This is a genomic window from Bacillus sp. AR2-1, from assembly GCF_008368755.1.
In the GTDB taxonomy this organism is placed as follows: domain Bacteria; phylum Bacillota; class Bacilli; order Bacillales; family Bacillaceae_G; genus Bacillus_A; species Bacillus_A wiedmannii.
The window spans coordinates 155242-173281 of record NZ_QORY01000015.1; the positions used below are offsets into that span (position 1 = coordinate 155242).

Here is an 18040-nt window from a genome sequence, read left to right on the forward strand (position 1 = left end):
CATTACATACCTTCAAATACTCTTAATCCTGCACCAGTAACTCCATTATTTTGTGTCAACGTACTGATGCTCATCTGTTCCAAAAGATGTTGTTGCTCTGGAAGCTGATATCTTTTCAGGTTCTCTTTAATCAACTCCAGTAGAAATGGATTTTTCACAATGACACTGCCACCAAAAACCATTTTGTGCGGGTCTAATAAGGAGGAAATCGTATAAAGTCCTTGAGTTAAGTAGTCGGTTACTTCGTTGATGATGAACTGATATTCCGGTACCTCGTTTATATAACCAGCAAAAACATCCTTTGTTGAAATAGTATCTACCTGTAAGTCCCTTTCGGCTCTTCTCTGAATCCCTGGTCCAGAAGCAATTTTTTCTAATCGTTCATTGCCCCCCTTCGTGAGAACAGGAATCAAACCGAGTTCTCCAGCAAATCCTGCCCCCCTAAAAAATGAACCTTTATGAATGATAGAACAAGATATTCCCGTACTTATAGTCACATAGACAAAGGTTTCATTACTTTTTACATGCGCTGCTCTCCATTCGGCATAAGCCGCCATATAGACATCATTGTCAATCGTAATCCGCTGAATACCAAATTGCTCTTGCAAACGAACTGAAATAGGAAACTGTCTCCAAGGTAAATTGTTTTGAAAAACGGCAATTCCCTTCTCGCAATCTACTTTTCCCGGTACCCCAACGCCAATCCCCTCAATATCAGTGATGGAAATCGATGATTTTTTGAGAACTTGTTCCACAGCTTCTACAACTCTACCAAACATTTTTTCTCGGTCTGAAGGATCACTTTTTATTTCCACGCGTTCAAGCAGTTCGCCTGTATCCGAAATGACTCCTGCTGCAACCTTCGTTCCCCCAATATCAATGCCGACTGCCTTTTTCATTTGTCCGCACCCCTAGGTTTATATTTGATGTTTTGAATATTTTTCTATAATTGTTATCGTCGAACATATATGTGCGATTCCTTGATCAATTCACTTGCCCTAGTTAATTTATACGTATTTCCGATTGTAGTCATAAAGTAACCCTAAGAGACCGGCTAACCCAATCAACATCATACCTAGTTCAAATTTACCAGCTGTCTTTTGATAGATGATAATTAAAGACAGGCATATGATAAACACAACAATTTTAATAATGAATAAAATGTTAGCCTTCATTTGAAAAATCCTCCCATCTAATTTCACTAGGTGCCAATGTCACTTCTTTCCTCTTTCCTTGTCCGTCGTAGACAGCCGTTGTTTGTTCGATCATTGAATTGTTAACGATCGCCATTTTTTGAATAGATGGATATGCATGGACTTCACAATAAATGTTGCTCGCATGATACTTTTGAAACTCTTCTTCTTTATTGGCAGCATAGTATAACGCGCGCATGAGCAGGCGTGTATTTTCTTCGCTGTATGGCAGCCCTGCTATATACACAGCTCTGCCTTCTCCAAACGGATGACTAGAAAGATGAACTTCACCGTTTGAATATTCGATTATTTCGGTTTTGTCTGATAACGCATAAATGTTTTTCATCCCTTCACCAAAATCAAATTCGGTGCTGTCAGTAGAAATAAAGTGATTTTCGACAGGATTAATAAAATATTTATCTGTCGATAAGCTAAATCCTAATTCTTTGTCAACACCTAAGACGTTCGCCAATTGAAAATAATGTCCTTCATGCTGATAGGCTGTCGGTTCGCCAATACCTATGAAACCTCCGCCATTATACATCCAGGCCCTGATTGTAGTGACTAACTTTTCATTAATCCAATTAGCACCTCCTGAAAAAGCTGTGCCTACATCGCCGGCATTAATGATAACGTCAATATCCTCATGTATCCCCTCGTTAATGACATCATCAAAACTAATGAACGAAACTTCCACAGCAGCCCCGCTTAAGGATTCCAAAACACCTAAATAAGAATAAATTTGTTTATACCATAGGGCGTGCGCAACCATATGTGTTTGCCAAGTTCTCAACTTGCCCCATGAATTCAAAATTGCAACTTTAAGACCGCTGTATGGTTGAACGCCTTTAATCGTGTCATGAATTTCACGAAATTCCTCAGTAACTTTTTCAATGTAGGAGATAAATTCCGGGAATTGATAAGCTAAACTTAAATAACCACCATAGCCGATACGATCAACAGGGTTCCGCAGTAAAGCTCTTCGCGCCGTTAACCAGTTTTCATTCGCTTCAATCGTCGGATTGTTACCTTCGTAAAACGTGTCCGGGAAGAAATACGGTAAGAAACGCCCTTCTGTGTAACGAACATGTGGTATATCGGCAATCATACGTAATGTAGCTCCGCCGCCCACACTGCCTACAACTGCGTCCAATCCGATATTTTCGAAGTATTTTCCATATGGTTCTGTACCAATCCAGTTATCACCAAGGAACATCATTGCTTCTTTTCCACTTTCATGGACGATATCCACAAGTTTCTTGGCTTCTTCAACAACGAACTTATGAACAAAATCTATATAATCTAAAAAAGCAGGAGTTGGAATTCGAAATGCAGTATTATAATAGCCTTGATCAACAATGTCCTCTGGTCTTAAGCGATATCCCTTTTCTTGTTCAAAAGCATCCAAAGCAGCAACTGAAACGCTTGCACCATATCCGAACCAATCGACAAATTTCTCTTTGCCAAGATTATTAAACACAAGGGTAAAATGATAGAAAAACGTTGTAAACCTGACCACATCTGTATCCGGATTTTCTGTCAGCCATTGTTTTAAATAAGTTTTCATAAATTCATTGGAATGTGGCTGCCTGACATCAAAAGGAATATCATGCGGCTTATCGCCCCAATTATTCGTTATATGATTGTACATTTGGGTTGGATCCCAAATCGCATAGACTAGGAATGAAACTGTATATTCATGCCAGGGAATCGCATTCGTAATCAAGACACGATTTTGCGCTTCATTTACTTCCCAATCATTCACATCAACAACTTCTCCGGTTGTCCGGTCAATAACCTCCCAGTATTTTTTAGGACTGTGAACGTAATCCGGCTTTAATTGTTTCTCAAAATAGCCTTTCATAAACTCAATTTCAAGGGTGTCAGTAAGGGCAGTATTGAACAAGCTCATTAAATAAAGTTGCTGGCATTCATCCATGTACTTCTCTGCGAACTCATTGTGAGCTCGAGCAACAAAATAGGTCGTATAAATTTTTGCATCCAATTGTTTAATATCGTCATCTAGTTTCGTTCCATCACTATCGCGAATCGCATCCGCACCCCATCGTTCCATCAATTCTTTTGTTTCCTTAAGAAAATTTTCTTCACTCGGTAAAGTAACACGGCCTTTTTTCTTTTTCATGTAAATCCTCCTTTAATCCTTTAAACCACCATGGGACATTCCTTGTGTTAATTTTTTTTGAACAATGATGTATAAAATCAAAGTTGGCAGCATGACAAGAACCATTCCTGCATACATTTGACCATAGTTCGCAGCAGATTTCTGAGCTGCCATCAAGTTCATTAACCCGACAGGTAACGTTTTATTCGGTCCTGGGATTAATGTTAAGGCAATAATGTATTCGTTCCAAAAGGCAAGAAAATTAAATAAAATGACGGCAATAATACTTGGACGAGCTATCGGAATCATGACTGAAATCATTGTTTTGAAATATCCTGCACCATCGACCAACGCCGCTTCCTCATATGTAGATGGAAGTGATTGAAAAAAACTAGACAGCAAGTAAATGGTAAATGGTAACGCCGTCGCCGCATATACCACAGCTAAAACAAATAAATTGTCTAGTAAAAATCCATCACCAAGTTGGCCTCGTAAAAAGGTATCTCCGTCCAATAACATCAAGAAAATTGGAACAACAATGTAGTTCACATTGATGAATAATCCAGCTTTAAAAAAAGTATTTATTAACTTGCTTCCTCTAAAGGTATACCTTGCCAACACATAGGCTGCTGGTAAGGCTACAATCAATAAAATGAGCAGAGCCAACGCGGTTACCATGACTGAATTCAACATGTAGGTACCCATGTTTGCTTTTTGGAAAGCATCGATAAAGTTTTGAAAATACAAGCTTTTCGGCATGGCCCAAGGACTTCCATAAAACTCCGAGTTTTTCTTCACTGAGGCTAAGAAAACCCATGCAACAGGAATAATAATAGAAATTGCTAACGTAATCAGTGCTACATATATAAAACAACGATATATCGCTTCTGTAGTCATACCTTTTTGGGGCTTCACTGTTTTTGGGGCTTTATAAGCTGTTTCTACAATCATTTCTTTTTCGGCTTCCATCATTTTTGGATCTCGATAAGCTGTTTCTGTAGTCATTCTTTTTTGTGTTTCCATCGTTTTGGACCTCCTTAATACTCCAACACTTCCCTTTTAGTGACACCGCTTATAATTGCAGATAATGCGAATGAGAATAGGAAAATGACCACCCCAATAGCCATACCGTAACCGTAAGAAGAATTCGTGTAAGCCTGCTTATACATGTAGCTTAAAAACACTTCCGTCGATCCGTCAGGTCCGCCGCCAGTCATCGCTTGAACGAGTAGAAAACTTAAATTAATCGTACTAATAACGAAGAAAGTTAACGTCGTCCGAATGTTATTCCAAATTAACGGTAACGTAATACTGAAAAATTGTCTGACCCGTCCAGCACCTTCCAAAGCAGACGCTTCATAAAAACTTTCCGGAATACTTGCCATTGCCGCCATATACATGACCATATAGTAACCAATCGCTTGCCAAATAAGTGCCCCGCCAATGCTGTAAATAGCAATTTTTTGATTGCCGAGCCACATCTTTTGAAGGTTTTCAAGGTTAAATAGAGCAAGTATATTATTTAACAATCCTGTAGTCGGGTCATAAACTGCAGAAAAAATTCCTGCGATAACTACAACGGATAAAATATTAGGAATATAAAAAATAATTCGAAAGAAACCTTTTCCTTTTATTTTTTCTCTCGTTAACAACGAGGCAAACAAGATCGCCATCACCATCGTGATAAGTGTAACAATAACAATCAATACGATACTGTTTTGGAGAGACCGAAAGAAATTCATATCATTCCATAAAATCTTGAAGTTTTCTAATCCAACAAATACCTTATTATTAGAAAATCCTCCCCACTTATATAAGGACATCCTGAATACCTCGATCGTAGGAACAATCATAAAAGTGGCTAACAGGAGTAGTGCGGGTGCAGTACAAACAAAAATAAAAATTCTTTTTTCTGTTGTCTTATTCATGCCATCACCTCAGTTAATAAGTACAATGGTGAGACTAGCTGCTCACCATTGTACGTAGTGAAAACGAATTTATTTTAATGCAGACCGTAATTGGTCACTCACTTTTTCAACAGAGTTTTGCCAATCTTTCACCTTTTTATCACCAGAAATAACACTGTCAATCGTTCTAAATAATGTATCTGGCATACTTACACCTTCAACGGCTTTCGTTGCAGCAAATCCACCTATTCCCACTTTCACTCCATTATCATAGATACTATAGAATGATTTATTTTCACCTGTCAGTTTATTAGAAAGGCCTTTGATAGGCTGAATCGCACTCGATTCAGCAAAAATTTCAGCTGCCTTATCCGAATAAACAAATGTCATGAAATCTTTAGCAAGTTGTTTATTTTTAGCTGCCGAAGGAATCCACATTTGTTCAAAGAAAGTAAATGCATAACGGTCGCTATTAGCATCAATTGTTGGTAAAGCCATCATGCCCCATTCAAACCCTTTAGATCGTGGAGCTTCTTTCATCTCACCAACTACCCATGTACCATTTGGCATAAACAAAGCTTTGTTATCGAGAACCAATTGTTGATTTTTCTTGTAGTCTTTATCATTTGCATTCGCAACAGTAGTTGGCTCTGTATATTTTCCTAATTTTCCGATAATTTCAAAAGATTTTGTTGCTTCAGAAGTTTCCCAAACACCATCTGTATATTTCATAGCTTTATTAAATAACTCAGGTCCGCCCACTCCTAGTAGTAAAGAGTAGAATAATGTATCAAAGTATCCTGTAGTAGGATAAGTAAATAATGAAATCCCTTCTGCTTTCGCTTTATCTCCCAAAGCCCACATTTCGTCCCAAGTTTTTGGTACTTCCCAACCTTTTTCTTTTAATAAACTAGCATTATAAAATAATCCAGTTGGACTATAGAACATCGGTGCCATGTAAATTTTACCGTCATTATAAGGATTAGTCGCAGGTGTACCAGTAAGCCCTGGTACTAACTTATCTTTCACTTTCACATCTTCACCATAAACATTTTTATCAAAAACATCGGTAATGTCTTCTAATGCTTTATCTTTAATCAAAGTTTCTGTTAGTGCCTGTTTTCTCCCGGTTGCCAACAACACAACATCCGGATACTTTCCTGCTTTCATATTTGAGCCTATGACATCCTCAAGATTTTTGTCCACTGTCAATTTAACATCAACTTTTGGATTAGCAGCTTCATATGCGTCAATCACTTTGCTCCACATCTCTTTACCATAAGCCGATTCAAGTGTTGCCACATGAAGGGTTTGTTTTTCACTGGAGCCTTTACCATCCTTAGAGTTATCAACTTTTGTAGTATTACCTTGGCAAGCTATTAAACTAAAAGATAACAAAGCTGTCATTCCAGACAACAATAACTTTTTTTTCATCTCTATTTACCCCCATCTCCTAATCTTCCTTTCATAATTAAAGAATACAAAATAGATAACGCTTTCACAATAAACATCTTGTTCTGTTTTTTAGATATCTTGCTTTTTACTGAATATCCCACTAAAATCTTTATAAAATAGATAAAAAGTTTACGACGGAGGGATCCATTTGTCCAATGAAGTATATGAGATTCCACAATTTCAACGCAACCATCTTCCAGTAAAACTTCTTTATATAACAAAATCAAAATACGATAAAGATTGGCATAGTACCATTCATGCGCATCACTTTACAGAGCTATTGTATATTACCAAGGGCAAAGGAACTTTTATCTTTTACAAAGAAGAAATCCCTGTCCAAGAGCACAATTTGATTATCATCAATCCAAATATTGAGCACACAGAAAAATCTGATACGAATCACCCACTCGAATACATCGCACTTGGTATTCAAGGTTTGTCCTTTTCATCCATAGAAAATCCTAGTCAAGTCACTATTCACAACTATAAACAGGATCAAAAGAGCTTCCTCTTCTACCTTCAGCAATTAATTGAGGAAGTGGAAAATCAACAAGAAGATTACGATTTAATTATACAAAATATTCTGGAAATTTTACTACTTAAAATGATGAGAAAAAAATCTTTTAATGTAGAAAAAACATCTACTCAAAAAATCAATAAAGATATTGAATTTATTAAAAACTATATTAAGCAGCATTTTCACGAAAATATAAGTCTGGATACATTAGCAAGAATCAGTCATATTAATAAATATTATTTATCTCATTCCTTCAGGAAATTCGTTGGTGTTTCGCCTATTGAATACTTAATTCAAACTCGTATTAGAGAAAGCAAAATATTATTAGAAACTACCAACTATTCAATTTCTAATATTTCAACCATTACCGGTTTTTCTTCCCAATCATTCTTTGCACAATCATTTAAACGAGAAACGAATCTATCTCCTTCACAATACAGAAACACTATCAATTCTAGCAAAAACAAACCAGATTCTAGCGCGAAATTTTAAAGATAATCGCAATGAATCTATACTTCTTTACTATATTGATACTATTATTTTAGAAAGGAGAGTGTTCCTATGATTCAACAATTAAAAACATACTATGGTGAGGATATCAAAATCAATGCAGCTGTGTTATCTGAAGATTATAGCTGGTTTTTAGTTGAAGGAAACAAAGTCGGGATTCGAAAAATCCGATTACATCAAAGGGAGCATCAATTGCTTTCATCCATCTTAACGCCCATTCATACTGATACATTTTATAAAACAGAAAAAGAAATATCATGGTATGAAGCATTATACAAAAATAATAACATTTCTATACTATCAGTTCGTTTTTTACACTTTTTCACAACACAACCCATAATAGAGAGAGAAGAATTTCAAGATGCTTTACAGTCTATGTTTTCTTTTACTACTACAATGATATGGGAAACTTCGCAAGCTGGTGTCCTCATATTAGAAGAAAATGTGCCTGAGTCTATATTGCGAGCAGCCCTTGATACACTAGAAACAGATTTTTTTATATCCCTATCCTTCTTTATTGGCAGACGCTATACGCAAACAACTGAATTTGCTTATCTGTATGAATGGGAGCGAAAATTATTTTCTGTTCTTTCTCCCTATTTATCCCAAAAAATTACACACATTGAACAACTGCTCCCTTATCAATTAATGATCTCATTATCAAAAGAAGAAAGAAAAAAGTACACGAATCAATTATTGGCACACATTTCGAATGACAAAGAACTTATAGATAGCGTTAAAGTATTCTTCCAATGTAACTTAAATGTATCTCTTGCAGCGAAACAATTATATTTACATCGTAATACTTTGCAGTATCGAATTGATAAATTCATTGAAAAAACAGGAATTAATATAAAAACTTTTGAAGGTGCAGTAGCAGTTTATATGGCGTTTCTTTCTTTAGATATCTCGTGAAGCTCCCATGAAAGACGATAAAATATTCATTTTCTCATACCATCATTGTTTTATGACTTGGAAACTCTTTTTACATATTTTTCTACGAAAAAGTAATACTTTCATCCCATATCTATAGATGAAAGTACATCCTACAGGTGCTTTCGCGTTTCTTAAATCTGTAAACTTGTATAAAACCCTCTCATTCTTTTGTGCACAATGCCGATTTACTTACGGTTATAAAAATCTTATAATTCAATCAATTATGAAAAGGAGTGAATATTTATGACCGAACTAGTATTAGATCATATTTTTAAAGTTTATGATAATAAAACCACTGCTGTTTCTGACTTTAATTTACATATTGAAGATAAAGAGTTTATCGTATTTGTCGGTCCTTCTGGATGCGGGAAATCAACAACTCTACGTATGATTGCAGGTCTAGAAGACATTTCTGATGGTTCGTTTTATATTGATGGAGAGCGTATGAATGATGTCGCTCCAAAAGATCGCAACATTGCGATGGTATTTCAAAATTACGCACTATACCCGCATATGACTGTTTATGATAATATCGCGTTTGGCTTAAAACTACGCAAACTTCCAAAAGATGAAATTAATCGCCGAGTAACGGAGGCAGCGAAAGTCTTAGGGCTTGAAGATTACTTACAACGAAAACCGAAGGCATTATCGGGTGGGCAACGCCAACGGGTTGCGCTAGGAAGAGCTATCGTCCGTGACGCAAAAGTATTTTTAATGGACGAGCCTCTATCGAATTTAGACGCAAAATTACGCGTCAGTATGCGTTCAGAAATCTCCAAACTGCATCGTCGTTTAAATACGACCACTATATATGTAACACATGATCAAACAGAAGCCATGACAATGGCATCACGCCTTGTTGTTATGAAAGATGGGCTCATCCAGCAAGTTGGTACTCCAAAAGAAGTATATGATACTCCTGAAAACATATTTGTCGGTGGATTCATTGGTTCTCCAGCTATGAATTTCTTTACCGGGACATTACAAGAGAACTATTTCTATATAGAAAATATTCGCTTCAAAGTACCAGATGGCCAACTAAAAACATTAAAGCAAAAAGGATATAATGAACAAAAAATCATACTCGGCATTCGTCCTGAAGACATTCATGATGAACCAATTGTTCTTCAATCTTCGCCTGAATCAACAGTCGAAATTACAGTAGAAGTTGCTGAATTATTAGGTGCTGAAACGATGATTCATGGAAAACTTTCGAATCAAAACTTTGTTGCGCGAATTAATGCTCGTTCCGAGATTAAAGCTAACGATACACTTCCATTAGCTTTTAGTTTAGCGAAAGCACACTTTTTCGATATCGCTACCGAACAACGTATTCGTAATATTTAATGGATGCATAGCTTCTATTTCAAAAAAATAGATATAGTTGTGTCAACCATTTCATAAAAAAGAATTAAATACTAGATTCCCCTGTATATGCGACAGAACCATACGAAAAAACATCTCATATTCATATGAGATGTTTTTTCGTATTTGCTATTCTTTTAATAAATCTATTAATCCATTCCCTTCAGATGTACGTTCATACCCTAAAGGTACAGTTCTTTTGATAAGTTGTGCATATATTTCTGGCTCTGATAACTTTCTACCATATTCTCTCTCACACTGCTTAATGAGCAATGCCAGCGCTCCAGCGACATGCGGTGTCGCCATAGAAGTTCCACTTAATACCGCATATTTCCCTTCAGGATACGTAGATAATATTTCATCACCTGGCGCCACTAAATCAATTTCTTGATTCGAATTACTAAAACATGCGATTTTCCGTTCTAAATTGACAGCGCCGACTTCAATTACTTCGGAATAAGCACCTGGGAAATCTAGTTCCTCTGTATTATCATTACAATCTCCATTATTCCCAGCAGCACATACGACGAGAACATCTTGCTTTACTGCATTTTGAATCGCTTCATGTAATTCTGGAACGTCCTGCGGGCCACCAAGTGACATTGAAATAACTCTAACTCTTTCTTTATTAGGCCCTCTCCAATTTACAGCATAATGAATCGCCTCAATAATTTGCTCATAACTTCCAGAACCATCTCCCGCTAAAACCTTTAACACTAACATTTTAGCAAGTGGTGCAACTCCTAAAACACCGACACCATTTTCAGTCGCTGCAATTGTCCCCGCTACATGAGTACCGTGTCCGTTATTATCAAGATAAATATTTGGATCGCCTTCGTAATCTTTCGTGAAATTTCTTCCACCGATAATGCGATCCTTTAAATCTATATGATTCACATCACAACCTGTATCTAATACGGCAACAACAATATCATTTCCTTTCGCACTCTTCTCCCATACTTGTGGAGCATGAATGAGTTGTACACCTGGTGGAATTTCATTTACTTGTTCAACCACCTTATCTACTGTAAAAGGAATCAATTGTATACCTTTTTGTTTATTCGCTGTACTACTATTCATCGTAATCCCTCCTGAAAATATATTATTTTCATTTCAGACCACTTTTGAAAAGGTTTAAATGTAACATTCGTTTTATTCGTTTCGTTTTCCTTCCTTAAAAATATTTCTCAATATCGCTTACTAATTTTATACTACTCTTTTTATTTATCTCGTAATTTTTATTCACCAAAAATTCGATTGGTACAACCAATAACCAAAATAAAAGGACCAATTTAATGGTCCTTTCATAGTTTTTAAAGAATGATATGAAATTTTAAAAATAAAATAAATTAAGACTAAGCCTCACTCTTATTTAAAAACTTCTCTATTTCTTTTATTAAATGTTTCGCTCCATCTATACTAACAGTAATGTTTCCATTTGCTAATGATATGTTTTGATTTGAAACATCACCTGTTATTTGACAAGCATTGTAAGGTTGATATTTTTGTAAAATGACTTTATCTTCTTCTACGAAAATTTCAAGTGGTGATTTGATTTGTATTCCTAATACTTCTCGTAACTCTTTAGGAATAACAATTCGTCCTAATTCGTCTACTTTTCGAATAATTCCTGTTGCTTTCATATTACTCCCCCCTTACTTTCTATTAATTTTTCCACCTCGCTCTTTCCATTTTATCACTTTTTGGTAATACTTGCCTCTTTTTAGAAATTTTTGTACTCAAGTTAAAATAACACAATTAACGCATACGTAATCTCTCTTTCAATTGTTTTAAATAACGAGATCTTATCAGTAAGAAATATACAACTTGAATTCCTACGAAAATACTTAATACAATCGCATTTTCTTTAAATAGTGAGTACTCAAACATCTGTCCCAGTGCAGTTAACGCTACTGCCCCATGTAATGTTGCAACACCTATTGGAACGAAGAATAAAAGTGCCAATCGGATTGTAACTACTTTCGATAACTCTCCACTCGTTAAGCCTACTTTTCGAATCATTTCAAACAAACGAGTATCATCCTCCAAATCAGAAAACAAACGGAAGTAAAGGAAACTTCCTGCACATACGAAAAATACTATACCAATAAAGAAACCTACAAATAGAATTGGTCCTGCGATTTGTAAACTTTGGTTTTGTTCATACTCTTCTGCACTAAACGTTGCATGTTCTTCATAAGTCTTCATTTGATGAGTAAGCTCTTTACCAACCTCTATTTCATCTTTCGTTCCTTCTGTTTTGTACACATAATCTTTTTCCTCTTTAAATCCTTCTTGTAATGCATCATATTGATTTTTAGAGATTACATAAACGTTACCTCTTAGTATTTTACTTAATGAAGAAGTATTAACTTTTTTCACTTTTAAAGATTCATTCAAATGTGGTAAAGTAATTTCTTTTCTTTCTTTCATCGGTGGGCCTGGTATATCGACTGATAAAAATAAAGCTTTTTTATTTGCTACAGTTTGAAATGGTTCTCCTGTTAACTTCGCATATTCCTCATAATCTGATTCTTTTATGAAAATAGCACTTCTTAACGACTGCTCCTCCGCCCTTTTCGTTGAAATAGTAGCTTTAGAAGCTGTTATACTATGTTTATTTAATCCTTCATCAATCATCTTCAAATGCTGTGATTCATTACTATTTCCTTGCTTAGAATGATACTGAAACGCAATTGGTCTCTCCATAATCCCTTTCGTCATGGACGTGAAACCTACTAATGTACCTATTGCTGAAAATGCTACAGTTGAAATAATAGTTACAATAAAGAACATTCTGGCGTTGTCTCTCATACGGTAAGCTAAATCTGATAACGTAACAATATTTGTCTGTGTCCAATAGAAACGTTTACTTTTTTTACATAGTCTAATAATAAAGACACTCAACTGCTTGTACAGCAAATACGTACCAATAATGACTACCGTTGTAACAGGAATCATCATGACAAATACCATTGCCCCGTGTGACATAAGTGCTCCTGCATATCCCGCACTAAGCAATATAACCGCTAATATAGAAGAAATAATCGATGCTTTCGGTTCCGGCTTCGCTTCTGCGGATCCTCTAAACAATTTCATAATTTTATTTTTTCGAATCATTCCTGCACTAAACAATGAAATAATCATAAATAATACGAAAAACATAATACTCGTTACAACAATGGCTTTCATTGGAATGTAATAAGCTAAAGTAATATCTAATTTTAATATCATCGGAGCTACAAATAGTAATATTCCGGAAAATAACATTCCAGCAAATATTCCAAAAATAATGGCCCCTATCCCAATCATAATATTTTCAAAGAAGATAAGACGCTTTAATTGATATTTCGTCATACCTAACATCATTAAAATTCCTAATTCACGCTTCCTCGTTTTTAAAAACATTCCCATCGAATATAAAATAAAGAAAAACGTAAATAAGTAAATAATGGACTGTGCAAAAGACATACTTACGAATACGTATCGTCCCAATTCTCCAGCACTTAATGCGGGATGAAACGCAAAAAATGAATAAACAAAAAAGGCCATAATGGCAAATGCACTACTTAAAAAATATGCTGAGTATGTTCGTCTATTTCGCGTTACATTTCGATATGCGAGTTCTCTAATGTTCATATTACTTCTCCGCCCTTCTACTAACTATGTTTTTATATTAGTAAAATACGGAAATACCTTCCATCGATTCAAATGACAAAAACCTTACATTATTGAAAGGTTTCAAAAAAATTGCTTAAACGAAGCAGTTTCATTATAATGACTACATTCATATTCATACACGCATCCTATTGTATATTCGTTAGTTTTGCGAAATAATAAAGGATAGAAGTATGTACCAATATACATATAAACTTAATTACTGCTTTAATATGAATAGGAGGAAACATAATGACATTACAAGAACAGATTATGAAAGCATTACATGTTCAGCCTGTAATTGATCCGAAAGCAGAAATCCGTAAACGTGTTGATTTCTTAAAAGATTATGTAAAAAAAACAGGTGCGAAAGGATTTGTACTTGGAATTAGTGGCGGACAAGACTCTACATTAGCTGGACGTTTAGCACAGCTTGCAGTGGAGGAAATTCGTAATGAAGGTGGTAACGCAACGTTTATCGCCGTGCGTCTTCCTTATAAAGTGCAAAAAGACGAAGATGATGCACAATTAGCATTACAATTTATTCAAGCTGATCAATCTGTTGCATTTGATATCGCTTCAACAGTTGACTCTTTCTCAAACCAATACGAAAACTTATTAGGTGAATCATTAACAGATTTCAATAAAGGTAACGTGAAAGCACGTATCCGTATGGTTACACAATATGCAATTGGTGGACAAAAAGGTCTACTTGTTATCGGAACTGATCACGCGGCAGAAGCTGTTACAGGATTCTTTACAAAATTCGGAGATGGTGGTGCAGACCTATTACCATTAACAGGTTTAACGAAACGTCAAGGACGTGCTCTTTTACAAGAATTAGGTGCGGATGAGCGACTTTACTTAAAAATGCCAACTGCTGATTTATTGGATGAAAAACCAGGTCAAGCTGATGAAACGGAGTTAGGTATTTCGTATGATCAACTAGATGATTATTTAGAAGGTAAAGCAGTTCCAACTGACGTTGCAGAAAAAATTGAAAAACGTTACACAGTGAGCGAACATAAAAGACAAGTTCCAGCATCAATGTTTGATGATTGGTGGAAATAAATAAAACATAAAAAAGAAGCTAATCTCATTAGCTTCTTTTTTATGTTAACGATACACCCCTACTCTTTTCTCTAGTAAGTCCTGTAAACAATCCTCATGTTGTTGATTAAACAATGGTGGCATTTTGTTTAGCGGGAAAAACTTCAATTCCAACGTTTCATCACCGTCTACTTTTTGCTCTCCACCGGCAATTGAGCATGAAAAGAATATTAAAATTGACTGGGCATTATCTCCATTTGGATATGCCTGAAAATATTTTGTATACACCCCGATAAGCTCATTTATTTCCACATCATAACCTGTTTCTTCTTTTATTTCTCGAATCGCGGTTTCTGCGGCAGATTCTCCAATTTCCATTGCACCGCCAGGAAATCCCCAAGCGTTAAAATCACCTCTTTTTTGCAGTAATACTTCTCCATGTTCATTCAACACACAACCACCCGCAAAGTTTATGAGAACACAGTCGTGACCTACTTTTTCACGTAATTCTTTTATATAATTAGCCATCCTCTTCCCCTTTTCATACATCTTCTATCATTATTTCTTATCTTTTTCAAGCAATTCAATCATTCGATCTAGCTTATTATTCATATTAATTACATGTTGTTTTTTTGCAGCGCTGTTTTGCAATAATTTTCTAAGGAACAAAGTAAATGATAGGAAAAACAAAACGATAAGTCCGATTACTAAACAAGTATATATCAATGTGAAAATATTACTTTCGAACAAATTCATTCAAATCCCACATCCTTCCTTTTTATATTTTATCACACAATTCTGTTTTTTGAAGTGATACATAATAAAAAGAGCACCTTTTACAGATGCTCTTTTTAATTAATAAGTAAATGTAATTGTCGCTAATGAATAATCTGCCATCGCACTATATGGTGCTACTTCATAAGATACACGTTTTGCACCTTTTGGCCAATTTATTTCATTTAACACTTTCTTTATATCTTGCATTGTTCCATCCATCGATTGCTTATATCGTACTTCTACCTTTTCTGGCTTAGAAGCGAATTGTTGCTGTAATTTTTTCTTAAATTCACTATAATTATCTGCCCCGTATTGTGCAGACAAATATTTTAAATTTGTTTCTTTTAACATTTGTTCATACGCAGCAGTCTTTGAACTACCCGTTTTTATTTTGTTTGTTAATTCATTAAAGTAACTTGCAGTTGCTGCTGGATATTTACTACGATCCCATTCATGATCTTTACTTAATTGCTCGTCAGACATATTAAAATATGAATATGTTACACGCCCAGCTTTATCTGGTACTGGATCATCGAATGTCGTATCAATGTGGTACCATTTGTTTTCAATGTTTACTAAATTCCATGCATGAGCTTGTCCATTCCCTGTGCCTGTTACAATATGATTTTGAATACCTGCTTCTTTTAACAACTCATACGTTAATAACGTATAGCCTTGGCAAACGGCAGAACGATTCGCTAATGCTTCATATGCTGTATACGCTTTATAAGACGTATCATACGATACATGTTTTACAACATAATCGTGAATAGCTTTTACTTTCTCATGCTCATCCATTCCTTTTTTTACAATTGAACCGATAATTGCTTTTGCCTGGGATTTTACATATTGTGTTTGCTCTTTTGATTCACGGTATTTCACTTGCAATGTAAACGTATAGTTTCCTGGTAACCCTTTAATAGAATATTTAGTAGACGCTACATTATATTTTACATACTCATCTGCATCTACAATTTTATTAAACTCGCCATACAATTGGTCCATAACATTTCTAGCATTTCTATCTTTCGTTTTATATGTGATTGTAATATTTTCTTCTCGATTATCAACCTGTTTTTTTAATTCTTTTCGGAAATCATCTAATAGCTTTGCATCTGATTGTGTTGTCGCTACAGACGGATTCGTAGCTGCATAAGATACCGTTGACGCGTGTAAGCCTCCCATTACTATAGTTGAACAAAGCAGGGTAGCTGTCACATACTTACTTGTCTTTCCCATCTTTTCACTCCTTACATTCTATAACTATACGAAAAAGTATCGTATAGTTTCAGAGTATACAATACTTTTCCGTATAGGTCATATGAGATTATGCATATTTAACATTGTAAAAAGGTTGTTCTTTTTACAAGAACAACCTTTTTCATTAACAAGTTTGTAATACACAACATGTATTTTCAAAACGTCGATTTTTTAAGTCTTCATTTCCAATACAGAAATAAAGCATTCCTAAATCTCCCCACATCATATTACAATTTTTAGTATCTGAATCGATTTGGAATAAAAGCGTCATTTGCTGCGGGTCTATCCCCATATATTCTCCTGTCTCATATAATACTTCCTCTTGTACAGAGAATGGCTCACCAAACATTTGATGGTTATCGTAGTTGTCTGGGATTAGTTCTTCAAGCAATTGTAAGAAACGATCTGAATCAGCCTCATCTTCAATGAAAAGCTCTGGCAATTTATATGTCAGTTCAAAAGTAGTTGCACACTGGTTATAATTTGTTTGCAATTCATCGGCTCTTCGTAATTGCTCTACAGGAACATCATAATAAAGTACACGCCCCGCTTCAGTTGGATTCACATCTTCTTCAAAGTAATTTTCAATGCTAAAGAAATATAACATCCCTGTCTTAGGAAGATTGTGACCCATACCAACATTTTGTAAATTATTTAAATTAAATTGAGCGATAAATTGTAATGGATTTCCCTCGTGCATTGGGTATTCAAATGTAGCTGGCAAGTCAGGAACTCCTCCCATTTTCGAACTACCTACCGCAACTGTTTCCTTCTGCTTTGGCACAACTTTTACACAAGGAAATACAGTGTGAATAAGTTCCTCTTTTAAATGTGTCAGCCCATATTTATCAATTAATACTTCAATTTGTTTATTCATAAATTCTCCTTATATTTACATACTTATTTGTATCATCGCACAAAAATTATACTCCATTCTTTGTAAAAACAACAAGCCTCCAAAAAAACGGGCTCTTCCTCCATACGCGAACAAGTTAAAAAAAGCATAGTATACATTGTTCCTACAAACACGATAGTTCATTATTTCTTCCAGTACATTTTCCCCTCGTTCATTTTTATTTTTAATTTAAGGAGGAATTCCACATGGGTTACGGATATAGTTGCGGCGGTTACGGTTACGGCGGTAGTTGTGGTGGATGTGGTTATGGAGGTTTCGCTTTATTAATCGTTTTATTTATCCTTCTAATCATCATCGGAGCTAGCTGTTGGGGCGGCTTTGTAGGCTGCTAGTAAATTTAAAAACTATTGTAAAAAAGCACGTACAATACGTGCT

18 protein-coding genes are annotated in these 18040 nt (G+C 35.3%); 5 read left to right on the plus strand and 13 right to left on the minus strand.

What is annotated here, in order from left to right:
• Positions 1-2: 2 nt before the first annotated feature.
• The 6 genes from DT250_RS17485 to DT250_RS17505 form a co-directional block, all read right to left on the minus strand.
• On the minus strand, positions 3-899 hold the full coding sequence (locus DT250_RS17485; protein WP_149213410.1) for an ROK family protein: 897 nt from the start codon (positions 897-899) through the stop codon (positions 3-5).
• A gap of 108 nt (positions 900-1007) precedes the next feature.
• Positions 1008-1175 (minus strand): DUF6903 family protein, encoded by a 168-nt coding sequence (locus tag DT250_RS31710; protein WP_179952851.1) that lies wholly within the window; start codon positions 1173-1175, stop codon positions 1008-1010.
• Positions 1165-3336, minus strand: coding sequence for a 1,3-beta-galactosyl-N-acetylhexosamine phosphorylase (gene gnpA / locus DT250_RS17490; protein ID WP_149213411.1), 2172 nt, complete (start codon positions 3334-3336; stop codon positions 1165-1167). Before gnpA ends, DT250_RS31710 begins: the two co-directional genes overlap by 11 nt.
• A 12-nt stretch (positions 3337-3348) precedes the next feature.
• Positions 3349-4338: a carbohydrate ABC transporter permease gene (locus DT250_RS17495; protein WP_149213412.1), complete on the minus strand. Its 990-nt coding sequence runs from the start codon at positions 4336-4338 to the stop codon at positions 3349-3351.
• A 14-nt stretch (positions 4339-4352) separates the two neighbouring features.
• Positions 4353-5243, minus strand: coding sequence for a carbohydrate ABC transporter permease (locus tag DT250_RS17500; RefSeq protein ID WP_149213413.1), 891 nt, complete (start codon positions 5241-5243; stop codon positions 4353-4355).
• A 69-nt stretch (positions 5244-5312) separates the two neighbouring features.
• Positions 5313-6656: a carbohydrate ABC transporter substrate-binding protein gene (locus DT250_RS17505; protein WP_149213414.1), complete on the minus strand. Its 1344-nt coding sequence runs from the start codon at positions 6654-6656 to the stop codon at positions 5313-5315.
• A gap of 169 nt (positions 6657-6825) precedes the next feature.
• On the opposite strand from DT250_RS17505, the gene DT250_RS17510 reads away from it, so the two are divergent.
• The 3 genes from DT250_RS17510 (at position 6826) to DT250_RS17520 (ending at position 9987) form a co-directional block, all read left to right on the plus strand.
• Complete coding sequence (locus DT250_RS17510; protein ID WP_149213415.1) at positions 6826-7686, plus strand: AraC family transcriptional regulator; 861 nt, start codon at positions 6826-6828, stop codon at positions 7684-7686.
• Between the two features lie 69 nt (positions 7687-7755).
• Positions 7756-8619: a PucR family transcriptional regulator gene (locus DT250_RS17515; protein ID WP_149213416.1), complete on the plus strand. Its 864-nt coding sequence runs from the start codon at positions 7756-7758 to the stop codon at positions 8617-8619.
• A gap of 264 nt (positions 8620-8883) precedes the next feature.
• On the plus strand, positions 8884-9987 hold the full coding sequence (locus DT250_RS17520; RefSeq protein ID WP_149213417.1) for an ABC transporter ATP-binding protein: 1104 nt from the start codon (positions 8884-8886) through the stop codon (positions 9985-9987).
• 147 nt (positions 9988-10134) lie between these two features.
• On the opposite strand, the gene DT250_RS17525 is transcribed toward DT250_RS17520, so the two are convergent.
• From DT250_RS17525 to DT250_RS17535, 3 genes are all read right to left on the minus strand, one after another.
• A complete protein-coding gene (locus DT250_RS17525) occupies positions 10135-11085 on the minus strand; it encodes a serine protease (protein WP_088063095.1) in 951 nt (316 codons plus the stop codon).
• A 275-nt stretch (positions 11086-11360) separates the two neighbouring features.
• Positions 11361-11648: an AbrB/MazE/SpoVT family DNA-binding domain-containing protein gene (locus tag DT250_RS17530; protein WP_048543174.1), complete on the minus strand. Its 288-nt coding sequence runs from the start codon at positions 11646-11648 to the stop codon at positions 11361-11363.
• Positions 11649-11763: 115 nt separating this feature from the next.
• The gene (locus tag DT250_RS17535; protein WP_149213418.1) at positions 11764-13644 is read right to left on the minus strand and encodes an ABC transporter permease; all 1881 of its coding nucleotides are present in this window, start codon (positions 13642-13644) and stop codon (positions 11764-11766) included.
• A 270-nt stretch (positions 13645-13914) separates the two neighbouring features.
• On the opposite strand from DT250_RS17535, the gene nadE reads away from it, so the two are divergent.
• Positions 13915-14733 carry an ammonia-dependent NAD(+) synthetase gene (nadE, locus tag DT250_RS17540; RefSeq protein WP_087982839.1) on the plus strand — a complete coding sequence of 273 codons (819 nt, stop codon included), beginning with the start codon at positions 13915-13917 and terminating at the stop codon, positions 14731-14733.
• A 45-nt stretch (positions 14734-14778) separates the two neighbouring features.
• On the opposite strand, the gene DT250_RS17545 is transcribed toward nadE, so the two are convergent.
• From DT250_RS17545 to DT250_RS17560, 4 genes are all read right to left on the minus strand, one after another.
• A complete protein-coding gene (locus DT250_RS17545) occupies positions 14779-15240 on the minus strand; it encodes an NUDIX hydrolase (RefSeq protein ID WP_046954986.1) in 462 nt (153 codons plus the stop codon).
• Positions 15241-15270: 30 nt separating this feature from the next.
• On the minus strand, positions 15271-15468 hold the full coding sequence (locus tag DT250_RS17550) for a DUF4083 domain-containing protein (protein ID WP_087982841.1): 198 nt from the start codon (positions 15466-15468) through the stop codon (positions 15271-15273).
• Positions 15469-15567: 99 nt separating this feature from the next.
• The gene (locus tag DT250_RS17555; RefSeq protein WP_149213419.1) at positions 15568-16728 is read right to left on the minus strand and encodes a transglutaminase domain-containing protein; all 1161 of its coding nucleotides are present in this window, start codon (positions 16726-16728) and stop codon (positions 15568-15570) included.
• A 145-nt stretch (positions 16729-16873) separates the two neighbouring features.
• Positions 16874-17626 carry a YwqG family protein gene (locus DT250_RS17560; protein WP_149213420.1) on the minus strand — a complete coding sequence of 251 codons (753 nt, stop codon included), beginning with the start codon at positions 17624-17626 and terminating at the stop codon, positions 16874-16876.
• A 224-nt stretch (positions 17627-17850) separates the two neighbouring features.
• Here DT250_RS17560 and DT250_RS17565 point away from each other — a divergent pair, with 224 nt between their 5' ends.
• Complete coding sequence (locus tag DT250_RS17565) at positions 17851-17997, plus strand: YjcZ family sporulation protein (RefSeq protein ID WP_000540425.1); 147 nt, start codon at positions 17851-17853, stop codon at positions 17995-17997.
• Positions 17998-18040 lie beyond the last annotated feature (43 nt).

Coding starts and splice junctions, on each gene's coding strand:
- DT250_RS17485 (WP_149213410.1), bottom strand. CDS start 899: ATGAAAAAGGCAGTCGGCATTGATATTGGGGGAACGAAGGTTGCAGCA.
- DT250_RS17495 (WP_149213412.1), bottom strand. CDS start 4,338: ATGGAAACACAAAAAAGAATGACTACAGAAACAGCTTATCGAGATCCA.
- DT250_RS17530 (WP_048543174.1), bottom strand. CDS start 11,648: ATGAAAGCAACAGGAATTATTCGAAAAGTAGACGAATTAGGACGAATT.
- DT250_RS17515 (WP_149213416.1), top strand. CDS start 7,756: ATGATTCAACAATTAAAAACATACTATGGTGAGGATATCAAAATCAAT.
- DT250_RS17555 (WP_149213419.1), bottom strand. CDS start 16,728: ATGGGAAAGACAAGTAAGTATGTGACAGCTACCCTGCTTTGTTCAACT.
- DT250_RS17565 (WP_000540425.1), top strand. CDS start 17,851: ATGGGTTACGGATATAGTTGCGGCGGTTACGGTTACGGCGGTAGTTGT.
- DT250_RS31710 (WP_179952851.1), bottom strand. CDS start 1,175: ATGAAGGCTAACATTTTATTCATTATTAAAATTGTTGTGTTTATCATA.
- DT250_RS17535 (WP_149213418.1), bottom strand. CDS start 13,644: ATGAACATTAGAGAACTCGCATATCGAAATGTAACGCGAAATAGACGA.
- gnpA (WP_149213411.1), bottom strand. CDS start 3,336: ATGAAAAAGAAAAAAGGCCGTGTTACTTTACCGAGTGAAGAAAATTTT.
- DT250_RS17545 (WP_046954986.1), bottom strand. CDS start 15,240: ATGGCTAATTATATAAAAGAATTACGTGAAAAAGTAGGTCACGACTGT.
- DT250_RS17525 (WP_088063095.1), bottom strand. CDS start 11,085: ATGAATAGTAGTACAGCGAATAAACAAAAAGGTATACAATTGATTCCT.
- DT250_RS17505 (WP_149213414.1), bottom strand. CDS start 6,656: ATGAAAAAAAAGTTATTGTTGTCTGGAATGACAGCTTTGTTATCTTTT.
- DT250_RS17500 (WP_149213413.1), bottom strand. CDS start 5,243: ATGAATAAGACAACAGAAAAAAGAATTTTTATTTTTGTTTGTACTGCA.
- DT250_RS17520 (WP_149213417.1), top strand. CDS start 8,884: ATGACCGAACTAGTATTAGATCATATTTTTAAAGTTTATGATAATAAA.
- nadE (WP_087982839.1), top strand. CDS start 13,915: ATGACATTACAAGAACAGATTATGAAAGCATTACATGTTCAGCCTGTA.
- DT250_RS17550 (WP_087982841.1), bottom strand. CDS start 15,468: ATGAATTTGTTCGAAAGTAATATTTTCACATTGATATATACTTGTTTA.
- DT250_RS17560 (WP_149213420.1), bottom strand. CDS start 17,626: ATGAATAAACAAATTGAAGTATTAATTGATAAATATGGGCTGACACAT.